This is a genomic window from Micromonospora sp. WMMD708 (assembly GCF_049315245.1).
Taxonomy (GTDB): domain Bacteria; phylum Actinomycetota; class Actinomycetes; order Mycobacteriales; family Micromonosporaceae; genus Micromonospora; species Micromonospora wenchangensis.
The window spans coordinates 4,698,200-4,721,100 of record NZ_CP186060.1 but is presented as its reverse complement, the minus strand read 5'-3'; the positions used below and the strand labels follow the sequence as shown (position 1 = coordinate 4,721,100).

Genomic DNA, 22,901 nt, shown 5'->3' with positions numbered 1-22,901 from the left:
GAGCACCACGCACACCCCGTCAGCCGCGAACGTGATCCCCGCTGGGAGTCTGGTGAAAACCTCCGTTGCACGTCCTGCCCCCGTGCGCCGCTTCACCCAGGTGATCGCTGCGGTGCTCACCTCCGTACTGGTCGTCTCCGGCATGACGGTGCCCGCCCAGGCTTCCCCGGGGTCGGTCACCCTCAGCCGACAGCGGGAGAAGCTCGACCGGGACGGGCAGACCGCCCGGGGTAGGGCCAATCCCACCAGCCCATCCACCAGCGCCAAGCTGAGCCCGCCGGTGTGGCCCGCTCCCGGCCGGGCGTCGGTGACCCTGCCGGCGGTCGACGACGAGCGCCGGGCGGCACCGGCCCGGGTGAAGGCGGGAAAGCTGCCGGTCACGGTGGGCCGGGCACCCGGCGCGGCGGGAGCCGACACGTCAGTGGTCTCGGTTGAAGTACTGGACCGGGCCACCGCACCGCAACGCTGGAACAACGGTCTGCTGCTGCGGCTCGACGGGAGCGCCGAGGGTAGCGGTGCCGACGGCGCGACCGCCGCGAAGCGGCCGGAGGCGGTGACCGTCTCGGTCGACTACCGGGCCTTCCGCAACGCCTTCGGCGGCAACTGGTCCTCCCGCCTGCGGTTGTGGCAGGTGCCGGACTGTGCGCTGCGGACCCCGGACCGGGCCGGATGCGCGGCGCAGCCGTTGCCCTCGCACAACGACGGATCGTCGGTGAGCGCCGAGGTGCCCCTCGGTGCAGCTGTCACCGGCCGGGCCGGAACCGGGACGTCGTCGCTGGTCGCGCTGTCCGCGGGCGCGTCCGGCCCCGAGGGCGACTTCGCGGCCACCCCGATGTCGGCGAGCGCGACCTGGTCCGCCGGCACGTCGACCGGTGGTTTCTCCTGGTCGTACCCGATGCGGATGCCGCCGACGATCGGCGGCCCCGCGCCCAGCCTCGGGCTCTCCTACACATCCGACAAGGTGGACGGGCAGTCGGATGCGTCCAACAGCCAGCCGTCCTGGGTCGGTGAGGGCTTCGACCTGTGGTCGGGGTACATCGAGCGCAGCTACGTGCCGTGTGCCGACGACATGTCCGGCGGCAACAACAGCACCAACCGCACCGGTGACCAGTGCTGGCGGTCCGACAACGCCACCATGTCGCTCAACGGACGGGGCGGCGAGCTGGTCTACGAGGCGGGCAAGGGCTGGCACAGCCGCAACGAGGACGGCTCGAAGATCGAGAAGCTCACCAGCGCCACCAACGGCGACAACGACGGTGAGTACTGGAAGGTGACCACGCCGGACGGCGTGCAGTACTTCTTCGGCCGCAACAACCTGCCGGGGCAGAGCAGCGCGACGAACTCCACCTGGACCGTGCCGGTCGCCGGCAACCACGCCAACGAGCCGTGCAACGTGTCGTCGTTCGCGTCGTCGTTCTGCAACCAGGCGTGGCGGTGGAACCTCGACTACGTCGTCGACCCACGCGGCAACACCGTGTCGTACTGGTACGACAAGGAGCTCAACCGGTACGCCAAGAACGCGACCTCCACCAACAAGGCCGAGTACGTGCGCGGCGGCGTGCTCAAGCGGATCGACTACGGCACCTGGGACCGTGGCACCACCGACCGGTCGGTGACCGCGCTGGCACAGGTGGTGCTGGAGACGCAGGACCGGTGTGCGGCGGACTGCCAGATCCACGACGCCGCGCACTGGAAGGACGTCCCGTGGGACCAGGACTGCGCCTCGGGGGCGGCGGACTGCGGGGAGAACTACGGCCCGACGTTCTGGAGCACGAAACGGCTGTCGAAGATCACCACCCAGGTCTGGGACACCACGAAGACCACGCCCGCGTGGCAGCAGGTCGACTCGTGGACCCTCGACCACACCTACCCGCCTGTTGGTGACGGCAGCGACCATGCCGGCATGTGGCTCGCCTCGGTGGTCCACCGGGGCCTGGTCGGTGGGACCGTCGTCATGCCACCGGTGACGTTCGAGCCGGTGTCGATGCCCAACCGGGTGCTCAGCAAGAACAACACCAGCAACAACCGGATGCGGATCGGCAACATCCTCACCGAGACCGGCGGCAAGATCCAGGTCAGCTACAGCCAACGTGACTGCACCGCCACCAGTCTGCCGTCCGCGCCGGAGACCAACACCCGGCGTTGCTATCCGGTGGTCGGCCCGGACCCGTACGACGCCGATCTGGAAATCACCGAGTACTGGCACAAGTACGTCGTCACCCAGGTCTCCGAGTCCGACATCAAGGTCATGGTGGGCAGCACCGACCACGGCCAACCGGTGCAGAACACCTTCTACACCTATCTCGGCACCCCGGCCTGGCACTTCGCCGACGACAACGGCCTGGTCAAGCCGAAGCGCAAGACGTGGAACCAGTTCCGCGGCTACGGCCAGGTCGAGGTGCGCAAGGGCGACGCCCCGGCACAGACCCTGACCCGGACCACGTTCCTGCGCGGCATGCACGGCGACCGGGTGAGCAGGTCCAGCACCGCCAAGCGCACCGTCACCGTGGCCGCCTCCCTGGGCACCGAGACGGTGTACGACGAGGACCAGTTCGCCGGCATGGTCCGGGAACAGGTCGTCTACGACGGCGTCGACACCAGGCCGGTATCCAAGACGGTCAACGTGCCGTGGCGTTCACCGGCCACCGCGAGCCGCACGATCAACGATGACGAGGTGACCGCCCGCTACACCAACACCCGGGTCGCCTACACCGCTACCGCACTGGGCGTCAACGGGGCGGGGGGCTGGCGGACCGCGCGGACCGTGTCGACCTTCAACGACACGTACGGCACCACCGACACCATCCAGGCCGACGGGGACATCGCCGGCACCGGCGACGAGAAGTGCACCACGTACCTGTACAACCGGAACGTCGCCGCCAACATCGTGCAGGCGGTCAAGCAGATCACCGTCAAGGCGGTGCCCTGCGCGACCGCGCCGGCCACCGAGGCCGACATCGTCGCCGACGAGCGGAAGTTCTACGACGGCGCGACCAGCGTGGACACCGCGCCCACCCGGGGCGAGGTCACCCGGGTCGACAAGCTCAAGGACTGGTCGTCGTCGGGCGGCACCGTCTGGCAGACCACCAGTCAGGCCACCTTCGACGCGTACGGCCGGCCGCAGACCGCCACCGACAACCGCGGTCGGACGGTGACCACCGAGTACACCCCGGCCAGCGGTGGCCCGGTGACCAGGGTGACCACCAGGACGCCGGACCCGAACGGCAGCACCACCGCCTGGGTCAACACCATCGACACCCGCCCCTACTGGGGTCAACCCGTCCGCACGACCGACTACAACGGCCGCCTCGCCGACATGGAGTACGACCCGATGGGTCGACTCGCCAAGGGCTGGGAGGTCGGCTGGGCGAAGGCGGACAATCCGACGACCCCGTCGGTCGAGCACACCTACTTCTACGCGCCGAACCGGGACGCCTACCCCTATACGACGACCCGCAAGCTGCACGCCGGTGGCGGCTACCTGACCTCGTACGAGATCAAGGATGCCTTCCTGCGTCCCCGGCAGACGCAGACCGCCGGGGTGGGCGGCGACCGGGTGGTCACCGACACCCTCTACGACGCGACCGGCCGCGCGGTCACCAGCTACCAGGCGCACGCCGAGCCGGGCACGCCCGGGGGCGCGCTCTGGTGGGAGCCGGAGTGGTCCGTGCCGGCGGTCACCAGGACGCTGTACGACAACGCCTCCCGGGCCACCGACCAGATCCTCTTCGGCACCGACGGCGTCACCAACCTGGTGGAGAAGTGGCGCACCACGACGACGTACCTGGGTGACACGGTCAGGGTGACCCCGCCGGAGGGCGGCACGGTCACCACCACCAGGACCGACATCGAGGGGCGGACCGTCGAGCTGCGCCAGCGGACCGACGACGCCCAGGCCACCCCCGACCTCGTCACGACCTACGCCTACAACCGCAAGGGGCAGCTCGCCAAGGTCACCGACACCGACGGCAACGAGTGGGTGAACACCTACGACGTCAAGGGCCGGCAGATCACCGCGAAGGACCCCGACAAGGGCACCACCCAGACCACCTACACGGTGTACGACGAGGTGGAGACGACCACCGACGCCAACAACACCGTGCTGGTCAACGAGTACGACGGGATGGGCCGACGCAAGGCGCTCTATTCCGGCAGCATCGCCACGGCGAACAAGCTCGCCGAGTGGAAGTACGACAAGCTCTACACCGGGGCGACGCTGCGCGGTCAGCTCACCGAGAGCATCCGCTACGAGTCGGCCGGCTCCACCAACGCCTACAAGTGGCAGGCGCGAGCCTTCAACACCCGCTACCAGCCCACCGGCGCGAACTACGTCATCCCCGCCAACGAGGGCAGCGGCCTGTCCGGCACCTGGATCTACGGCTACGGCTACTCGTCGTACGAGGGCAGCCCCACCAGCATCACCTATCCGGCCGCCGGGGGGCTGACCGCCGAGACCGTGCAGACCGGATACGACGCGACGACCGGCCTGCCGACCCAGCTGTCCTCCACCCTGACCAACGTCGGCCGCTACGTGATCGGGCAGGACTACACCCGGTACGGCGAGCCGACGCTGACCACCCGCAAGACCGACGGCGGGGTCTACGTCCAGGACGACACCTACTACGACTCCGTCACCCGGCGGGTGACCCGCACGAAGGTCAAGCCGGAAACCGCCACCGGCACCGTCAACGACACCAGCTACACCTACGACGCGGCCGGCAACATCCTGTCCATCGCCGACACCCCCCAGGTGGGCACCGCCGACACCCAGTGCTTCCGCTACGACGAACTGCGCCGGATGCGGCACGCCTGGACCCCGAAGGCCGGCGTCGCCTGCGCCGCCGACCCGAAGGTCGCCGACCTCGGCGGTCCGGCCCAGTACTGGCACGAGTGGGCGCTCGACGAGGTCGGCAACCGCAGCACCGAGAAGGTGCACACGGCGGCCGGGGACACCGTCCGCACATACACCACGCCCACCGGTGGCGCGAACGTCGTCCGGCCGCACGCCGTCACCTCGGTCCTGACCACGGTGCCCGGCCAGGCCGACGTCACCACCAACTACAGCTACGACAACGTCGGCAACATGCGCTGCCGGCCCGTCAGCGGCGCGGCGAACAACTGCACGACCGGCACCAACTCCCAGACGCTGAACTGGAACGCCGAGGGCAGGCTCGCCTCGGTGAGCGTCGGCGGGCAGACCGTCGAGACCAACATCTACGACGCCGACGGCGCCCGACTGATCCGACGGGACACCACCGGCACCACCCTCTACCTGCCCGGTCAGGAGCTCCGGCGGGACAACAGCTCCATCGTCACCGGCACCCGCTACTACAGCTTCGCCGGCAAACTGGTCGGCAACCGCACGCCGACCGTGTTGACCTGGCTCTTCTCCGACCACCAGGGCACCCAGCAGACGGCGGTCGACGCCGCCAACCAGGCGGTGACGATCCGCCGGCAGACCCCGTACGGCGACCCCCGGGGCAACCCGCCGCTCTGGAGCAACAGCAAGGGCTTCGTCGGCGGCGACAAGGACCCCACCGGCCTGACCCACATCGGGGCCCGCCAGTACGACGCCGGCCTCGGTCGGTTCGTCTCCGTCGACCCGGTGCAGGACCTGGCCGACCCGCAGCAGTGGAACGCCTACGCCTACAGCAACAACAGCCCGATCACCTTCTCCGACCCGACCGGCCTCAAGGCCTGCGCCGACGACGCATGCGGCCCCGGTGCCGACTACGAGGACATGTGGGGCAACTACCACGATGTCCCCGGCGACAACGACGGCTGCAATGGCAAGTGCGGCGACGACGACTGGGCCGAAGCCCATGCGGCCAACAATGCCGGCGGGGGCAACGGCGGCGGTGGTGGTAAGGGCGGCGGCAAGCACGGCGGCCCCACCGACGAGCAGATCAAACGGGCCAAGGAGATCAAGAAGCAGAACGCGGTCTCGATCGTAGTCAAGGCCGGTGGTCAGCTTCTCCTGGAACTCTTCGGCATCAATGACATCTTGGACTGTATCCACGGTGACCTGGGGGCATGTGCCTGGACCCTCATCGGCATGGTCCCAGGGACCAAGGCGCTCCAGATACTGGGTAAGACCGGCAAGATAATCAAGCTGGTCGGCAAGGCCGGCAAGGCCCTTGTCAAGTGGTCCGATGAGACGAAGTGGGCCGACGACGTCATCGAGCAGGCATCGTGCCAGATCAGGCACAGCTTCGCCCCTTCGACCAAGGTGGTGATGGCCACCGGCGGCACCAAGGCCATCGGTGAGTTGAAGGAAGGCGACGAGGTCGTCGCCACGGACCCCGAGACGGGTCGGACGGAGGAGCGGGAGGTCACCCGGACCTACCGCCACGAGGACACCGAGCTGACCGACCTGCGGGTCGCGGCGGCCGGCGAGCAGACCACCATCGAGACCACCCAGCACCACCCGTTCTGGAGCGAGACCCGCCACGACTGGATCGACGCCAAGGACCTGCGGGTGGGGGAGCGGCTGCGGTCGCTCGACGGCACGAGGGTGACGCTGCGGGCCTCGCGCTCGTACACGGCCGTGAAGGTCATGCACGACCTGACCGTCGCTGACATCCACACGTACTATGTGATGGCTGGCGGCGCTGCAACGCTGGTTCACAACAGCAACGGGATGTGCCCAGTTCATGGGCCCGCGTCGATTCCTGGGAAAAGCGCTGCCGAATGTAAGTGTGGGCCGGATAATTCAGGATCTCCAGCGGGAGGGCTGGACGAGGGCGCGCCCGAGGTGGCGAACAGGCGAATCGGTCATGCTGAAGAGATCGCTCATCAAGCTGATGTCAGGAATTCGGTCAGTCGCGGTGTCAAGGCCGAAGTGGACGCCGTGAAGTCGGGAGGGGACCCCGTTCTGGGTGGCATCTTGGTGGTTGTCGGGGTGTGGGCGAAGTGGCGGGCCAAGCGTGGCGGTCTCTAGTGTCGTTGTCGGATTGGAGGGGAGTCGTGGGAGTCGATATGGCTGTTTGGTTTGTGGTCGGTGCTGTTCTGGTGGTTGCTGCGACATCGATCATGGTTGTAGTGCTGCGGCGGAGGGCGAATCGTGGTGCGACCGACGAGGCGGCCGCCGGTCGCCTGGTCATTCAGGAGATGGCCAAGGAGAGGAGCAGGAGGTCTAGGGGTTCCCTGAGAGGAAAGGGTGAGGGAGGTGACCGCAATACCGCATACGACGCGGCCTATGGCTCCGATACGAGTAGTGGAGCTTAGGAGGCATATCGAATCCGGTGGGTAGTCGCTACGTCGGCACAGGGAGCGACGTTCAGCCGGGTGCCACCGCCACATCCAGCACCTCGTCCACGCTGCGCCTCGGCGTCGCCACCCCCGGCTGCCCGTACCCGATTCGCATCACCATCTGCGGCGTGCCGAAACGCCCCAGCGACAGCCGCAGCGCCTCCCGTGCCCCCGACACCTCGATCGGCTGCGACAGCAGCGACACCGCTAGCCCCGCGTCGGTGGCGGTCAGCAGGACCCGCTGCAACGCCTGCCCGGCCAGCACCTGGTCGACGACCGTGTTGCCGGCCGCGCCGAGCACCGCCACCAGCGGTTCCGGCTCGAAGTCGCGGCCGGGGGCGCGGTCCAGGCCGCCGAAGCCCCGCGACGGCAGCAGGTCCTGCGGCTCGGTCTGCGGGCCGCCGGCACGGGCCGGCACCCCGTCGGGGGCAGGTTCGGTACGCACCCAGTCGGCGCGTTCGGCCCGGTAAGCGGGGTCGCGTTCGAGCACCCGGTGGGCGCTGCGGGCGACCTCGGCGAAGGCGTTGACGGCGCTCACCCCGATCACCAGTTCCAGCCAGCACTGCTCGGCACGGGCCGCCTCGCCGAGCCGCCAGCGGGCGTCGGCGGGCACCGGGTCGGGCCAGAACGGCGCCCGGTTGCTGAACCGGCGGCCGATGGCCGCGTACAGGCTCTGCTCGGTGGGGGTGGGGCGGCGCGGCAGGTCCGGGACCAGCCGGGCCAGCACGTCCGGGTCGGCCGGGTACGGGCGCAGCCGTACGGTCGCCGGGGTGCCCGCCACGGCCAGGGACAGCCGCAGGTTGAACAGGGCCGCCCCGCCGGAGATCCGGGTGCCCCATCCGCTCGGGTCGGTGGCCGGCAGCCGGCGGGTCGGGTCGACCGACACCTCGATCCCGCCGTCGCGCAGGCGGAACCGCCACGGCTGGGTGTTGTGCAGGGAAGGCGCGCGGACGGCGTCCGCGACGGCGGCCCGTAGCTGCGCCTCGGTGTACCCGGTGCCCATGGTCGTGCTCCTTCCGTGGCGGTTCGTGCCGCTCCACCCCGAGCGGGGAACGCCTCGCCCCGGCCGGCCCGACACCGACCGGTCCCGGTGGTGGTTCCCCTCCACGGTCCGTCACCCGGGGGTGGGCCGGGCAGGGCCGGACGTCCCGACCCGCCGGGCCGCCCTCCCCGACCCGGCCGGGCCGCCCGTCCCCGGCGCGACGTGCCGGAAGGGCGGCCCGACGCGCCGGTTTAGGGACCTTCGGCCCGTGCACGGGCTGCTCCGGGCGGGTAGAAACGAGGGATGATCCGGGTGTTCCTCCTCGACGACCACGAAGTCGTCCGCCGTGGCCTGGCCGACCTGTTGCAGAGCAGCGGCGACATCGAAGTGGTCGGCGAGTCCGGCTCCGCGCAGGAGGCGGCCCGACGCATTCCCGCCCTCCGCCCCGACGTGGCGATCCTCGACGCCCGGCTGCCCGACGGCAACGGCATCGACGTGTGCCGGGACGTCCGGGCGGTCGACTCGTCGATCAAGGGGCTGATCCTCACCTCGTACGAGGACGACGAGGCGTTGTTCGCCGCGATCATGGCGGGCGCGGCGGGGTACGTGCTCAAGCAGATCCGGGGCACCGACCTGGTCGACGCCGTCCGTCGGGTCGCGGCCGGGCAGTCGCTGCTCGACCCGGCGATCACCACCCGGGTGCTGGAGCGCATCCGCAGCGGCGTCGAGCAGCCCCGCGAGTTGAAGACCCTCACCGAGCAGGAGCGCCGCATCCTGGAGTACGTGGCCGAGGGGCTGACCAACCGGGAGATCGCCGGCAAGATGTTTCTCGCCGAGAAGACGGTGAAGAACTACGTCTCCAGCGTGCTGGCCAAGCTGGGCCTGGAACGCCGCACCCAGGCCGCCGTCCTCGCCACCCGCCTGCTCGGCCAACGCCACTGACCCACCGGGCCGCCGGCCGGCCGAACGGCTGAGCGGGAACCGACCGGCCGCGCCGGCCGGCTGAGCGGGAACCGACCGGCTCAGTCGCGCAGCGGGACCGACCAGCAGAGTTGGGTACCGTGCGGCTCGACCCGGCGTACCTCGAACTCGCCGCCGTGCCGTTCGGCGCGTTCGCGCAGGTTCACCAGGCCACCCCGGGCGGCGGCCGGATCGCAGCCCACCCCGTCGTCGGTGACCGTCACGGTGACCCGGCCGGCGTCGACCCGCACGGCGACGGCGACCCGGCTGGCCTCGGCGTGGCGTACCGCGTTGGACAGCGCCTCGCGGAGCACGGCGGTGAGGTCGGGGCGGACCGGTTCCGGCACGGCGCTGTCGATCGGGCCGTCCAACTCGACGGCGGGCCGGAAGCCCAGCGACCCGGCGGCCACGTCGACCGCCTCCCGGATCTCGGTGCGCAGCGCCGCGCTCATCGGGGTACGCAGCTCGAAGATGGTGCGGCGGATGTCGCGGATGGTGGCGTCGAGGTCGTCGACGGCCGCGTTGATCCGCTTGGCGACGTCGGGGCGGGCGTGCATCGCGCCGCTCTGCAGCTGCAGGCCGGTGGCGAACAGCCGCTGGATCACCACGTCGTGCAGGTCCCGGGCGATGCGTTCGCGGTCCTCCAGGACCACCAGCAGCTCCCGTTCCTCCTGCCCCCGGGCCCGCTCCATGGCCAGGGCCGCCTGACCGGCGAAGCTGGCCAGCAGGGTGACGTCGGCGTCGGCGGCCCGGCCGGCGTCGGGCCGGTGGGCCACCACCAGCACCCCGTGCAGGGTGTCGGCGGCGGCGAGCGGGGAAACCACGGCCGGGCCGGCGACCACCGGCACCGGCCAGGGTGCCGCCTCGGCCAGGTTGTCGAGCAGTTCCCGGCGACGTTCGGTGACCGGGCCGACGAAGCTGGTCTCGCTGGCCGGCAGCAGCGCGCCTACCAACTCGTCGGCGTCACCGTCGGCGGAGTCGACCACCTCGACGGTGAACTGCCCGGCGTCCTCGTCGTAGAGCAGCACCAGCGCCAGCTCCGCCTCGGCGACCTCCCGGGCCCGGCGGGCCACCAGGGTCAGCGCGTCGGTCCGGCGTACCTCGCCGAGCAGCACCGAGGTGATCTCGGCGGTGGCCGCGAGCCAGCGTTCCCGGCGGTGGGCCAGCGCGTAGAGCCGGGCGTTCTCGATGGCCACGCCGGCAGCCGCGGCCAGCGCCACGACGATCTCCTCGTCGTCCTCGGTGAACTCCGGGGCGCCCTGCTTCTCGGCCAGGTAGAGGTTGCCGAAGACCTGCTCGCGGATGCGTACCGGCACGCCGAGGAAGCTGTGCATCGGCGGGTGGTGCGGCGGGAAGCCGTACGACTGGGGGTGCTGGGTGATGTCGGGCATGCGCACCGGGCGGGGCTCGTCGATCAGCAGGCCGAGCACCCCCCGCCCGTGCGGCAGGTCACCGATCTTCGCGTGCAGTTCGGCGTCGATGCCGTGGGTGATGAAGTCGTGCAGCAGCCGGTCGGGCCCGATCACGCCGAGTGCGCCGTAGCGGGCCCCGACCAGTTCGCAGGCCGCCTGCACGATCCGTTGCAGGGTGCTGCGCAGGTCGAGGTCGGTGCCGATGCCGACCACCGCGTCGAGCAGTGCCCGCAGCCGTTCCCGGCTGGTCACCACGTCGCCGACCCGGTCGAGCATCTCCTGGAGCAGCTCGTCCAGGCGGACCCGGGACAGCGGGCTCAGCCCGAGCGAGGGGATTTGGTGTTCGTTGCGGGAAGCAGGGGTGCTGGCGGCCACGCGGGCGATGTTACCGCCCGGTGACCGTCCGGCACGAGATCGTCAGGGCCGCTGGTCGCGTACCGCGGAGGTGTCGACCACCTGCGCGGCCGGCAGCCGCGGGGTGTGCGGCGGTCCGGCGTGCGCCGGGTCCGCGATCCCGATCCGCAGCACCAGGTACGGGTAGCCGAGCCCGCTGAGCAGGTGCCGCAGCGTCTGCCGGGTGCCGTCCACCTCGACCACGCCGGACAGCGGGACCACCGACGCCCCGTGCCGGGTGGCGGTCAGCCACAACGCGGAGAGCGCCTCACCGGCCCGCAGCCAGCTGTCCGGCTCGTCCTCGTCGCCGTAGAGCAGCCCGTACGCGGCGGCCTTGTCGTGCCCCGGGCCGACGGGGAGGTCGCCGGGGCTGCCGAAGTCCCGGGCCGGGACGGTGGTCTGCGGCTGGTCCTGCGGCAGCACCTCCGGAGGGAGACCGGTGCCGGTGCCGGCCCGGTGCGTCCAGTACTGCAACTCCTCGCGGGTCTGCGGGTCCTCCGCCTCGACCGTGCCGGCGTGCGAGGCGGTCGCGGCCAGCTCCATCACCTGGTCGGCGTCGAGGATCTGCAACCGGGAACCCTCGGCGTCGGCGGCGCGGACGATGTCGTCGAGCACACCTGCGGGCACCGGCTCGTCGCTGACCGGCCGGCGGTCGGTGTGCCGCACCTGCATGCACTGCACCAGGCGCATCGCCTCCGGGTCGGCCCCGGACCGGGTCAGGCCGGTCAACCGGGCCAGCAGGTCCGGCTGCTGCGGGTCGGGCAGCCGCTCGACCACCGCCGTCCAGCCCTCGGCCGCCAGCGCTACCCGGGCGTGGTGCAGGGCCGCGCCGCAGCTCACCGCCACCAGCCGGCCCTCCGGGTCGGTGGCGGAGAGCTGCCGCTCCCGGACCACCCGCAGCTCCAGGGCGTCCGGCAGGACCCTCCAGCGCCACGGCTGCGTGTTGTGCACCGAGGGGGCGTGACCTGCCGTCGTCGCCGCCTCCGCGAGCGCGGTGGTCAGCGGGCGGTCCGTCGCGGGCGTCTGGTGGCTCATCGGCACGACCTTTCCGTCTCTTTCCCATCGTGCCCCACCCGGTCGGCCCCGGGGTGGGGATACCGTTCCATCCTGGCCTGCCGACCCGGCCTCGCGCACGGTCCGCAGGTCCCTCCCCGGGGGCATTTCGGCCCGGTGGTTTCCCGGTTCCCGGCCCCCGCCGCCCACCTGCTGCGACGATCCGCAGGTGGACGCGGCACCGCAGGAGTGTGTTCCGCGGCGGCCGGTCGACCGGCCGCCGGTGCGGTGGCGCGAGTGGACGCCCCTGGCCCTGCTCGGCGGGGCGTTGCTGGTCGGGGCGGCGCTGTGGCTGACCGGGCGGCGTGGCCCCGCCGACGCCGTGTGGGCGGCGGCGACCCTGGGGGCGCTGGTGCCGGCGGTCGGGGCGGTGCTGCGCCAGTGGTGGCGGCGACGGTTCGGGGTGGACGTCATCGCCGTGCTGGCGTTGGCCGGTGCGCTGCTGGTCGGGGAGTACCTGGCCGGGGCGGTGATCGCGGTGATGGTGGCGACCGGCCGGGCGCTGGAGGCGTACGCCCGGGGGCGGGCGACCCGCGACCTGCGCGCCCTGCTGGCGCGGGCGCCCCGGCAGGCGCGGCGGCGCACCCCGGACGGGGGTGTCGAGGTGGTCCCGTTGGACCGGGTCGCGGTGGGGGACGACCTGCTGGTCGGGCCGGGGGACGTGGTGCCCGTCGACGGGGTGCTCGCGGCCCCGGCGACGCTCGACGAGTCGGTGGTGACCGGCGAGTCGCAGCTGGTGGGCCGGGCCGCCGGGGAGCAGGTGTCCAGCGGGGTGGTCAACGCGGGCGCCGCCGTGGGCCTGGAGGCCACCCGGGACGCGGCGGGCAGCACCTATGCGGGGATCGTGAGGTTGGCGCGGGAGGCGACGGCCCACCGGGCGCCGACGGTCCGGCTCGCCGACCGGTACGCGGCGGCGTTCGTGCCGTTCACCCTGCTGCTGGCCGGGGTGGCGTGGTGGTGGTCGGGGGAGGTCGTCCGGGCGGTCGCCGTGCTGGTGGTGGCGACGCCGTGTCCGCTGCTGCTGGCCACCCCGATCGCGATCGTCTCCGGGCTGTCCCGGGCGGCCCGCCGGGGCGTCCTGGTGCGCGACGGCGGCGCGTTGGAGCTGCTCGGCCGGGCCCGGACCCTGCTGGTCGACAAGACCGGCACGTTGACCGCCGGGCGGCCCCGGGCGGCGGAGACGGTGGCCGGCCCTGGCGGCGACCGGGACGAGGTGCTGCGGCTGGCCGCGTCGGTGGAGCAGCTCTCCCCGCACGTGCTGGCGGTGGCGCTGGTGCGGCAGGCCCGCGAGCGGCGGCTGCGGCTGACCACGCCGACGGAGGTGACCGAGGAGCCGGGGCGCGGGGTCAGCGGCCGGGTCGACGGCCGGCCGGTGCGGGTCGGGCAGCTCACCGGGGACCTGCCCGACTGGGCGGAGCAGGCCCGGGAGCGGGCCGAGCTGGCCGGCTGGTCGACGGTGTGGGTGAGCGACGACCACGGCCCGCTCGGGGCGGTCCTGCTGGAGGACCCGGTCCGCCCGGACGCCCGGCGGACGGTACGACGGCTGCGGGACGCCGGGTTGTCCCGGCTGCTGCTGCTCAGCGGGGACCGCCCACGCACCGCCGAACAGGTGGCCCGGCTGGTGGGGGTGGACGAGGTACTGGCCCGGTGTTCCCCGGAGCAGAAGGTGGCCCGGGTCCGGCAGGAGGCGGGGCGGGCGGTCACCGTGATGGTCGGTGACGGGGTGAACGACGCGCCGGCGCTGGCGGCGGCGCACGTCGGGGTGGCGATGGGGGCGACCGGGGCGACCGCGTCGGCGGACGTCGCCGACGCGGTGATCACCGTGGACCGGTTGGACCGGCTCGCCGACGCCGTCGAGATCGCCCGGCACGCCCGCCGGATCGCGGTGCAGAGCGCCACCGTCGGGATGGGGCTGGCGGTGCTCGCGATGCTGGTCGCCGCCGCCGGCCGGCTGCCGCCGGTGGCGGGCGCCTTCCTCCAGGAGGGCATCGACGTGCTGGTGATCCTCAACGCGCTGCGGGCGCTGCGCGGCGGGCTGCGCCGCCCGGACGTCCCGCCGGCCGCCCGCGCACTGCTCGACCGGTACGCGGGCCAGCATACCGGCGTACGGGACGTGCTCGCCCGGGTACGCGACACCGCCGACCTGGTGGCGACCCGGCCGACCGCCGAGGGGTGCCTGCCGGCGTTGCGCGACACGCACCGCCGGCTCACCGACGAGGTGCTGCCGCACGACAGCGCCGAGGAACGGCAGCTCTATCCGGCGTTGACCGGCCCGCTCGGCGGGGAGGCGACGTCGACGATGAGCCGGGAACACGTGGAGATCCACCGGCTGGTGGACGCGATCGGTGGTCACCTGGCCCGTGCCGACGGACGGTTGCGCCCCGACCAGGTGCCCGATCTGCTCGCCAGCCTGTACGGCCTGGACGCGGTGCTGCGCCTGCACCTGGCCCAGGAGGAGGAGACCTACCTCGCCCTGGACCCCGACCCACCCGCCCCGCGTTGATCCACCCGCCCCGCGATGACCCACCCGCCCGTGGTGATCCGCGCGCTGGGGCCGATGTTGCGGTGTCCGGGCGCCGGATCACCGCAACATCGGCCCAACAGCCGCCCGACCCGCGCGGCCGGTCAGCGTTCGCGGACGACGGCGACCGGGCAGTGCGCGTGCTGGATGAGCTGCTGGCCGACCGAGCCGAGGAGCATCCCGCGCAGCCCGCCCCGACCCCGGCTGCCGACCACCACGAGCTGCGCCTCCCGACTCGCCTCGACGAGCGCGGCAGCCGGGCGGGCCGGGGCGATCTCCACCGTGACCGGGACCTCGGGGAAGGTCTCCCGCCACCCGGCGAGGGCCCGGTCGATCTCGGCCCGGTCCGCCGCGAGCCGGGCCTCGGCGTCCGGGTCCGACGGCCGCCAGCGGTCATCCGGCGGTTCGAAGGCCCGCAGCACCCGCAGCGGTGCGTCGTGCCGGGCGGCCCGCTCCACGGCGAACCCGATCGCCGTACCGGCCTGCTCGGAGCCGTCGTAGCCGACCACCACCGGGCCGGTGACCTTGGCCTGCGCCTCGCGTACCACCACCACCGGGCAGTGCGCGTGGGCGGCCACCGAGACCGCCGTGGAGCCGGCGAGCAGACCGGTGAAGCCGCCGTGGCCCCGGCTGCCGAGCACCAGCAGCCCGGCCTCGGCGGAACGCTCCTCCAGCACCAGCGCGGGCGGGCCGTCGAAAACCTCACCGTGCACCGTGACGCCGGGCCACGCGGCGGTGGCGTCCGCGGCGGCCTGGTGCACCAGTTCCTCGACCTGCCGCCGGGCGTCGTCGTCCGGCCAGACCCCGGGGGCCACCCCCGGGCCGACCCAACCGGCGACGGTCATCCACTCGAAGACGTACGCCAGCCGGACCGTGCGTCCGCTGCGCTGCGCCTCGGCCAGCGCCCAGTCCATGGCGACTCCCGCGTCGGCGGAACCGTCGTAGCCGACCAGGATCTCGTCGGGGTTCATCGTCTCGTCCTTTCCTGGCTGGTCACGAGGTGGTGGGCCGGCCGGCGGCCGGCCCACCACAGGAGTGTCACTGCCCGTCGAGCTGCTGCGGTTGGGTCTCGCGGACCCAGCGCCACTCGGCGACCCGGGGGTCGTCCTCGCCGTACCGACGGGTGTGGTCGCGGCAGGCCTGCCGGGTGTCGACCATCTCCTGCCGCAGGTGGGCGGCGCGGGCGGCCAGGCCGGGCACCCGGTCGATGACGTCGATGACCAGGTGGAAACGGTCCAGGTCGTTGAGCATCACCATGTCGAACGGCGTGGTGGTGGTGCCCTCCTCCTTGTAGCCGCGCACGTGCAGGTTGTCGTGGTTGGCCCGGCGGTAGGTGAGCCGGTGGATCAGCCACGGGTAACCGTGGTAGGCGAAGATGATCGGCTTGTCGCGGGTGAAGATGGTGTCGAACTCGTTGTCCGGCAGGCCGTGCGGGTGCTCCGAGGACGGCTGGAGCCGCATCAGGTCGACCACGTTGACGACCCGCACCTTCAGCTCGGGCAGGTGCTGGTGCAGCAGGTCGGCGGCGGCGAGGGTCTCCAGGGTCGGCACGTCGCCCGCGCAGGCGAGCACCACGTCGGGTTCCCGTCCGTCGTCGGTGCTGGCCCAGTCCCAGATGCCCAGGCCGCGCCGGCAGTGCTGGACCGCCTCGTCCATGGTCAGCCAGTTCGGGGCGGGCTGCTTGCCGGCGACCACCACGTTGATGTAGTGCCGGCTGCGCAGGCAGTGGTCCATGGTGGACAGCAGCGTGTTGCCGTCCGGCGGCAGATAGACCCGGACGACCTCGGCCTTCTTGTTGACCACGTGGTCGATGAAGCCCGGGTCCTGGTGCGAGAAGCCGTTGTGGTCCTGCCGCCACACGTGGCTGGACAGCAGGTAGTTCAGCGAGGCGATCGGCTCCCGCCAGGGGATGCCCCGGGTCACCTTCAGCCACTTGGCGTGCTGGTTGACCATGGAGTCGACGATGTGGATGAACGCCTCGTAGCTGGTGAAGATGCCGTGCCGGCCGGTCAGCAGGTAGCCCTCCAGCCAGCCCTCGCAGAGGTGTTCGGAGAGCACCTCCATCACCCGGCCGTCGGGGGAGAGATGGTCGTCGGTGGGCTCGATCCGGCCGTCGAAGGACCGGTCGGTGACCTCGAACGCGGCACCGAGCCGGTTGGAGGCGACCTCGTCCGGGCCGAACAGCCGGAAGGTCTGCGGGTTGGCGGTGATCACGTCGCGGACCCAGGTGCCGAGCACCCCGGCCGCGCCGACCACCGGCTCACCCGGCCGCTTGACGTCGACGGCGTAGTCGCGGAAGTCCGGCAGGGTCAGGTCGCGCAGCACCCGACCGCCGTTGGTGACCGGGTTGGCGCTCATCCGGCGCTCACCCTTCGGCGGCAGCGCGGTCAGCTCGGCGACCGGGGCGCCGGTGGCGTCGAAGAGTTCCTCCGGTCGGTAGCTGCGCAGCCAGCGCTCCAGCTCGGCCCGGTGCGCCGGGTTGTCGCGTACCTCGGCGATGGGCACCTGGTGGGCGCGGAAGGTCCCCTCGACCTGCTTGCCGTCGACCTGGGCCGGGCCGGTCCAGCCCTTCGGGGTCCGCAGGATGATCATCGGCCAGCGGGGACGCTCGACGTGGCCGCCGGAGCGGGCCACCCGCTGGATCTCGGCGATCTCGTCGCAGGCCCGGTCCAGGGTGGCGGCGAGGAGCTGGTGCACCTGCTCCGGGTCGTCCCCGGCGACCAGGTACGGCTGGTAGCCGTGGCCGCGCATCTGGTCGAGCAGGTCCTCGGTGGGGATCCGGTCCATGACCGTCGGGTTGGCGATCTTGTAGCCGTTGAGGTGCAGGATCGGCAGCACCGCGCCGTCGCGGGCCGGGTTGAGGAAGACGCTCGACTGCCAGCTCCCCGCCAGCGGACCGGTCTCCGCCTCGCCGTCGCCGATGACGCAGGCGACCAGCAGGTCCGGGTTGTCGAAGGCCGCGCCGTAGGCGTGGCTCAGGGCGTACCCCAGCTCGCCGCCCTCGTGGATCGAGCCCGGCACCTCCGGTGCGACGTGGCTCGGGATGCCGCCGGGGAAGGAGAACTGGCGGAACAGCCGCTGCATGCCGGTCTCGTCGCGGCTCACCGGGTGGTACAGCTCGCTGTAGGTGCCCTCCAGCCAGGTGTTCGCCACCAGCGCCGGGCCGCCGTGGCCGGGGCCGGTGACGAAGATGGCCGACAGGTCACGGTTGACGATGACCCGGTTGAGGTGGGCGTAGAGCAGGTTGAGGCCGGGGCTGGTGCCCCAGTGGCCGAGCAGCCGGGGCTTGACGTGCTCGGGGGCGAGCGGCTCGCGCAGCAGCGGGTTGTCGAGCAGGTAGATCTGCCCGACGGTGAGGTAGTTCGCCGCCCGCCAGTAGGCGTCCAGCCGGCGCAGCTCGTCGTCGGTCAGGGGGCTGTGCAGGTCGAGAGCGGTGTCCATGCTGGCAAAGCCTCTCGCGGGTCGGGGAGTTCTGCACCCGGAAGCGCCGATTCGTCCCGGGCAGATCCAGTCTTCGCGTTCGAGCGGTCACCGGGCAGGGCCGTTGGTCCCGGCCGCCGGGGACGTCATGCCCCGGCCGGTACGGCGGAAACCAGCCCACGGACGACGATGACCGGAGCCGGCGCGTGGTAGAGCAGGGTCTGGCTCACCTCGCCCAGCATTCCCCGTCCCGGCTGGTCGCCCCGCGCGCCGACCAGCGCCACCTGCGCCGAGCGGGACTGCTCCACCAGGACGGTGCCGGGGTCGCCGCGGACGGTGTGGCACTCCGCCGGCACCCCCGGGTGCCGGCGGCCGACCTCGGCGACCAGCGCGCCGAGCAGGTCGTCGTCGGGGCGTCCCGGCTCGACCGCCCGGACCGCGATGACCCGGGCCCGGCGGCGGGCGGCGCAGTCGAAGGCGAAGTCGAGCGCGGTCCGGGAGCTGGGTGAACCGTCCACCCCGACCAGCACCGGGCCCGGTGGCGGGGGGTCGCGGCGGACCACCAGCACCGGGCAGCCGGCGCGGGCGGCGAGCTGCACGGCGGGCGCGTCGGCCGGTACGCAGCCGCCGCAGCCGGCCATCCCGCCGTCGCCGATGGCCACCAGGAACGCCGTCCCGGAGCGGCGGACCAGGGCTCCGACCGGCGCGCCCTCGACGATCTCCCCGCTGACCGGCACCGCCGGTTCGACCTCGTTGGCGGCCGTGGCGGCCCGGGTGACCAGTTCCTCGGCGGCGTCCCGGCTGCCGGCCACCGAGGGGCCGGCGAGGGCGGCCTCCCAGTTGAAGGCGTGCAGCAGGGCCAGACCCCGGCTGTGGGCGGCGGCCTCGCGGGCCGCCAGCCGGACCACCGCGAGGTCGGCCGGTGCCGGCCCGACCCCGACCACCACCGGCCCGTCCGTGGACCCGGTCATCCGGTTTCACCTCCCGGGCGTCCGCAGCCACGCCCCACGCCGTCCCCACCGACGCTAGTCGCGGCGGACGGGCGGTGGAGCCGGATCAGTCGGACGGGTGTCCTGCGGTCGCCGGGTGGACGCGCAGCACGACGGCGGTGGCGTTGTCGCTGCCGCCCTCGGCCAGGCTCGCGGCGAGCAGGCCGCGTACCGCCCGGGTCGGGTCCGGCTCGGCGAGCAGGTCCCGCAGCCGGTGGTAGTCGAGCTGGTCGCTGACCCCGTCGGTGCACAGCAGCCAGGTGTCGCCGGGGCGCAGCGGCACCCCGAGCAGGTCCGGGTCCGGTCGGTCGGGATGGCCGAGGTAGCGCAGCAGCTGGTAGCGGGCGCGGGCGGCCTCCCGGGAGTTCGCCGGCCACCAGCCGTGCAGCACGCCGAGCCAGGCCATCGTGTGGTCCACGGTGACCAGCTCCAGCAGGCCGTCGCGCAGCCGGTAGGCCCGGGAGTCGCCGAGCTGGACGATCCAGGCCAGCTCGCCGTCGGGCTGGGCGAGCATGGCGGTCAGGGTGCAGCCGGCCAGCTCGTCGATGGCGGCGCCGGCCCGGCGTACCCGGATCTGGGCCTCGGTGATCGCGGCGCGCAGCTCGCGCGGGCCGACGGCGGGCCAGCCGGCGCGGACCAGTTCGTGCAGGGTGTCCCGGGCGGTGTCGCCGGCGACGCGGCTGCCCTCGCCCTCGCCCATGCCGTCGACGACCACCGCGAACGGCAGTTCCGGGTCGACGTGCAGGGCGTCGAAGTTGGCCGAGTACCGGTGGCCGGCCACGGTGCCGCCGGCGATCTCCCACTCGACCCGGCCGACGGGCATCCGGCGGGCAGCCTCGACGGGCTGGTCAGCGGTGGTGCGGCGACGGAACACCAGCGGACCGTAGCACCGCCGCCGGCCCGGACCGGGCCGTCCGGCGTCGTGTCGGGTACCCGACGCCGTCGTCAACTCAGGTTGACGTCCGGCGCGTGTCAACGTACATTGACAGCATGAGTCAGGCGACGGAACTCGCGGCGGCCGCCGGCAGCACCGACCCCCGGGTCGGCCTGCGCGCCGTGCGCGCCCTGCGCCGGCTCCTCGAACGGCTGGAGGTGGTCCAGGTGGACAACGCCCGACGACAGGGCTGGTCCTGGCAGGAGATCGCCGACGCGCTCGAGGTCAGCCGGCAGGCGGTCCACAAGAAGCACGCCGGGCGACCGGCGGTCCACGGCACCGGGGAGGCATGATGTTCGAACGGTTCACCGACCGCGCCCGCGCGGTCGTCCACCACGCGGTCGAGCAGGCCAGAGCCGACGGGGGACGACCCGTCGACACCGAGCACCTGCTGCTCGCCGTCCTGGCCGACGGCGACGGGCTCGCCTGCCGGGTGCTCACCGCCGCCGGCCTCGACGCCGACGACCTGCGCGCCCGGATCAGGCGGCACACCGGCGACGGCGGCACGGGGCTCGGCGAGGCCGACGCCGCCGCGCTGCGCGAGATCGGCATCGACCTCGCGGCCATCGTCGCCCGGATCGAGGACACCTTCGGCCCCGACGCCCTGCGCGAGGCGGTCCCGGCCCCCCGCCGCCGGTGGCGGCTGCGCCGGCCGCCCGGCGGGCCGCTGTCCCCGCGTTCCCGCACGGCACTGGAGTTGTCGCTACGCGAGGCGCTGCGGCTGCGTCACCGGCACATCGGTACCGAACACCTGCTGCTCGGCGTGCTCCGCGAGGGTGGCGGCCTGGGCGCGACGGTGCTCACCGAGGCCGGCGCGGACCTCGACGACCTGCGCCGACGGATCGAGTCGGCACTCCGCACGGCGGCCTGAGCGGCCGATCCGCCTGTCCGGCCGCTCAAACCTGTTTGCGGTCAATGCAACGTCGGTCTTCGCCGGGTCGCTGACCGCGCCGGGGTGCTGCACACTGACGCCGTGGACGAGCAGAAGCGTACGGTGACCGGCGGCGACCGCCCCCCGCGTTCGGCGGTGGTGGTCAACCCGACAAAGGTGGCCGATCTCGACGGGTTCCGCGCGACCGTGAACGAGGCGCTCGCCGCCGCCGGCTGGCCCGCCCCCACCTGGTACGAGACCAGCGCCGAGGACCCCGGCCGGGGACAGACCGAGCAGGCCGTCGCCGCCGGCGCCGAACTCGTGTTCGCCTGCGGCGGCGACGGCACGGTGATGGCCTGCGTCACCGCGCTCGCCGGCACCGACGTGGAACTCGCCGTGCTGCCGCAGGGCACCGGCAACCTGCTCGCCGCCAACCTGGGGCTCTCCAACGACCTCGCCGCCGGCCTCCAGGTCGCCGTCGAACGGGGCCGCCGCCGGCTCGACGTCGGCGTCGTCGACGACCGGTGCTTCGCGGTGATGGCCGGAATGGGCTTCGACGCGCAGATGCTGGCGGACACCTCCGAGACCACCAAGGCCCGCATCGGCTGGCCCGCGTACGTGGTGGGGGCCGCGAAGCACCTGCGGGACCGCCCGATGCGGCTCAGCATCCGCATCGACGACCGGCCGCCGATGCGTCGCCGGGCCCGCACCGTGCTCGTCGCCAACGTCGGGCGGCTCCAGGGCGGGGTGCGCCTGCTCACCGACGCCGAGCCCGACGACGGCTGGCTCGACGTAGCCGTGCTCACCCCGCGTACGCTGCGGCACTGGCTCGCCATGGGCTGGGCCCTGGTCCGCCGCCGGGGCAGCGTCCCGCGGATGGAGGTCCACCGGGCCCGGAAGGTCGTCGTCACCAGCAACCGGGCCCAGCCCCGGCAGCTCGACGGCGACCTGATCGCGCCGGGGCGCACCCTCACCGCGGAGATCAGGCCGCAGTCGCTCTGGCTCTGCGTACCGCGCCCGGCCGGCGACCCCGACCTGGCCCACGACGCCGACGCGGCCGCGCGGCGCGGGGAGAAGCTGGTCGGGGAAGCCCGCCGTGAGTAGCACCCGGCTCGTCCCCGAGACCCGGTTGATGGCGTCGGACGAACTCTCCGCCGACGACGCCTGGCGTACGCTGCGCCGCCACGGCGGCTGGCACCTCATGCGGGACGCGTTCATCCGGTTCCGCTACGGCGACGGGTTCAGCCACTCCCGGGCCTTCGCCCTGCAACTCTGCCTCGCCGTCGTGCCGTTCCTGATCGCCCTCACCGGCCTGATCAGTGACCTCGGTGTCGAGGAGGGCGGCCGGGTCGTCGCCGACACCGTGTTGGCGCTGACCCCCGGGCAGAGCGAACAGGTGGTGCAGGACCTGCTCGGGGAGGGCGACCGCACCGAGCGCACCGGCGAGTTGGCGCTCGGTCTCGGCCTGATCACCGGCCTGGTCGCGCTGACCACCACGATGGCGCAGATCGAACGCGGCGCCAACCGGATCTACGGCGTGGAACGGGACCGCCCCGCGCTGTGGAAGTACCTGCGGGCGGCGGTGCTGGCCGTGGTCGCCGGCCTGCCCGCGCTGGCCGGGTTCCTGATCCTGGTCGGCGGCGGGGCGATGGGCGAGTCGGTGCAGCGGCACTACCGGTGGGGGGACCTCGCCGCCGGGGTGTGGGAGGTGGTGCGCTGGCCGCTGAGCCTCGTGCTGACCGTCGTCGCGGTGGCGGTGATCTTCCGGCACGCGCCCCGGCGCAAGCAGCCCGGCCTGTCCTGGCTCTACTTCGGCGCCGGTATCGCCACCGCCCTGTGGTGGCTGGCCAGCCTGCTGCTCGCCGCGTACGTCAAGTTCGGCGGCGGGTTCGGCCAGACGTACGGGGCGTTGACCGGGATGATGGCGCTGCTGCTGTGGGCCAACCTCACCGGCATGGCGCTGTTCGGCGGGCTGTCCTTCGCCGCCCAGTTGGAGGCGATGCGGATCGGGGCCCCGGAGCCCGCCCAGCCCGACCTGTGGGAGCCCGACGCCGAGCGGGACGAACTGCTCGACACCGGTGACATGACCGCACTTTGAACCCGCCACACCGGACG

Annotated in this window: 14 protein-coding genes; 7 read left to right on the top strand and 7 right to left on the bottom strand. The window is 72.9% G+C overall.

Going from position 1 to position 22,901, the window contains the following annotated elements; genetic code table 11:
• The first annotated feature begins 82 nt into the window (after positions 1-82).
• Entirely contained in the window at positions 83-6,940 is a 6,858-nt protein-coding gene (locus ACN260_RS20735; protein ID WP_422752653.1) for a polymorphic toxin-type HINT domain-containing protein, read from the top strand.
• A 339-nt stretch (positions 6,941-7,279) separates the two neighbouring features.
• Here the strand turns inward: ACN260_RS20735 and ACN260_RS20730 are convergent, their stop codons facing one another.
• Positions 7,280-8,254 (bottom strand): Acg family FMN-binding oxidoreductase, encoded by a 975-nt coding sequence (locus ACN260_RS20730; RefSeq protein WP_422752652.1) that lies wholly within the window; start codon positions 8,252-8,254, stop codon positions 7,280-7,282.
• Positions 8,255-8,536: 282 nt separating this feature from the next.
• Here ACN260_RS20730 and ACN260_RS20725 point away from each other — a divergent pair, with 282 nt between their 5' ends.
• Positions 8,537-9,175: a response regulator gene (locus ACN260_RS20725; protein WP_067310092.1), complete on the top strand. Its 639-nt coding sequence runs from the start codon at positions 8,537-8,539 to the stop codon at positions 9,173-9,175.
• 80 nt (positions 9,176-9,255) lie between these two features.
• On the opposite strand, the gene ACN260_RS20720 is transcribed toward ACN260_RS20725, so the two are convergent.
• Complete coding sequence (locus ACN260_RS20720) at positions 9,256-10,926, bottom strand: GAF domain-containing protein (protein ID WP_422756776.1); 1,671 nt, start codon at positions 10,924-10,926, stop codon at positions 9,256-9,258.
• A gap of 96 nt (positions 10,927-11,022) precedes the next feature.
• A complete protein-coding gene (locus ACN260_RS20715) occupies positions 11,023-12,033 on the bottom strand; it encodes an Acg family FMN-binding oxidoreductase (protein WP_422752651.1) in 1,011 nt (336 codons plus the stop codon).
• 187 nt (positions 12,034-12,220) lie between these two features.
• Here ACN260_RS20715 and ACN260_RS20710 point away from each other — a divergent pair, with 187 nt between their 5' ends.
• Entirely contained in the window at positions 12,221-14,554 is a 2,334-nt protein-coding gene (locus ACN260_RS20710) for a heavy metal translocating P-type ATPase (RefSeq protein ID WP_422752650.1), read from the top strand.
• A 122-nt stretch (positions 14,555-14,676) separates the two neighbouring features.
• Here the strand turns inward: ACN260_RS20710 and ACN260_RS20705 are convergent, their stop codons facing one another.
• The 4 genes from ACN260_RS20705 to ACN260_RS20690 all read right to left on the bottom strand — a co-directional run bounded on the left by ACN260_RS20705 (position 14,677) and on the right by ACN260_RS20690 (position 19,855).
• Positions 14,677-15,543, bottom strand: a complete 867-nt coding sequence (locus ACN260_RS20705) for a universal stress protein (protein WP_422752649.1) — start codon at positions 15,541-15,543, stop codon at positions 14,677-14,679.
• 67 nt (positions 15,544-15,610) lie between these two features.
• Complete coding sequence (locus tag ACN260_RS20700) at positions 15,611-18,013, bottom strand: phosphoketolase family protein (protein WP_422752648.1); 2,403 nt, start codon at positions 18,011-18,013, stop codon at positions 15,611-15,613.
• A 125-nt stretch (positions 18,014-18,138) separates the two neighbouring features.
• Entirely contained in the window at positions 18,139-18,963 is an 825-nt protein-coding gene (locus ACN260_RS20695) for a universal stress protein (protein ID WP_422752647.1), read from the bottom strand.
• Positions 18,964-19,048: 85 nt separating this feature from the next.
• Complete coding sequence (locus tag ACN260_RS20690) at positions 19,049-19,855, bottom strand: PP2C family protein-serine/threonine phosphatase (RefSeq protein ID WP_422752646.1); 807 nt, start codon at positions 19,853-19,855, stop codon at positions 19,049-19,051.
• A 116-nt stretch (positions 19,856-19,971) separates the two neighbouring features.
• Between ACN260_RS20690 and ACN260_RS20685 the strand changes: the two genes are divergently transcribed.
• From ACN260_RS20685 to ACN260_RS20670, 4 genes are all read left to right on the top strand, one after another.
• On the top strand, positions 19,972-20,208 hold the full coding sequence (locus tag ACN260_RS20685; RefSeq protein ID WP_088642213.1) for an HTH domain-containing protein: 237 nt from the start codon (positions 19,972-19,974) through the stop codon (positions 20,206-20,208).
• Positions 20,208-20,786 (top strand): Clp protease N-terminal domain-containing protein, encoded by a 579-nt coding sequence (locus tag ACN260_RS20680; RefSeq protein WP_422752645.1) that lies wholly within the window; start codon positions 20,208-20,210, stop codon positions 20,784-20,786. Before ACN260_RS20685 ends, ACN260_RS20680 begins: the two co-directional genes overlap by 1 nt.
• Positions 20,787-20,888: 102 nt before the next feature.
• Entirely contained in the window at positions 20,889-21,890 is a 1,002-nt protein-coding gene (locus ACN260_RS20675) for a diacylglycerol/lipid kinase family protein (protein ID WP_422752644.1), read from the top strand.
• Complete coding sequence (locus ACN260_RS20670; RefSeq protein WP_422752643.1) at positions 21,883-22,884, top strand: YihY/virulence factor BrkB family protein; 1,002 nt, start codon at positions 21,883-21,885, stop codon at positions 22,882-22,884. Before ACN260_RS20675 ends, ACN260_RS20670 begins: the two co-directional genes overlap by 8 nt.
• Positions 22,885-22,901: the final 17 nt, after the last annotated feature.

Excerpts from the sequence above, each read along its gene's own strand:
- ACN260_RS20730 (WP_422752652.1), bottom strand. The coding sequence starts at position 8,254 with ATGGGCACCGGGTACACCGAGGCGCAGCTACGGGCCGCCGTCGCGGAC.
- ACN260_RS20725 (WP_067310092.1), top strand. The coding sequence starts at position 8,537 with ATGATCCGGGTGTTCCTCCTCGACGACCACGAAGTCGTCCGCCGTGGC.
- ACN260_RS20715 (WP_422752651.1), bottom strand. The coding sequence starts at position 12,033 with ATGAGCCACCAGACGCCCGCGACGGACCGCCCGCTGACCACCGCGCTC.
- ACN260_RS20705 (WP_422752649.1), bottom strand. The coding sequence starts at position 15,543 with ATGAACCCCGACGAGATCCTGGTCGGCTACGACGGTTCCGCCGACGCG.
- ACN260_RS20700 (WP_422752648.1), bottom strand. The coding sequence starts at position 18,013 with ATGGACACCGCTCTCGACCTGCACAGCCCCCTGACCGACGACGAGCTG.
- ACN260_RS20695 (WP_422752647.1), bottom strand. The coding sequence starts at position 18,963 with ATGACCGGGTCCACGGACGGGCCGGTGGTGGTCGGGGTCGGGCCGGCA.
- ACN260_RS20685 (WP_088642213.1), top strand. The coding sequence starts at position 19,972 with ATGAGTCAGGCGACGGAACTCGCGGCGGCCGCCGGCAGCACCGACCCC.
- ACN260_RS20680 (WP_422752645.1), top strand. The coding sequence starts at position 20,208 with ATGTTCGAACGGTTCACCGACCGCGCCCGCGCGGTCGTCCACCACGCG.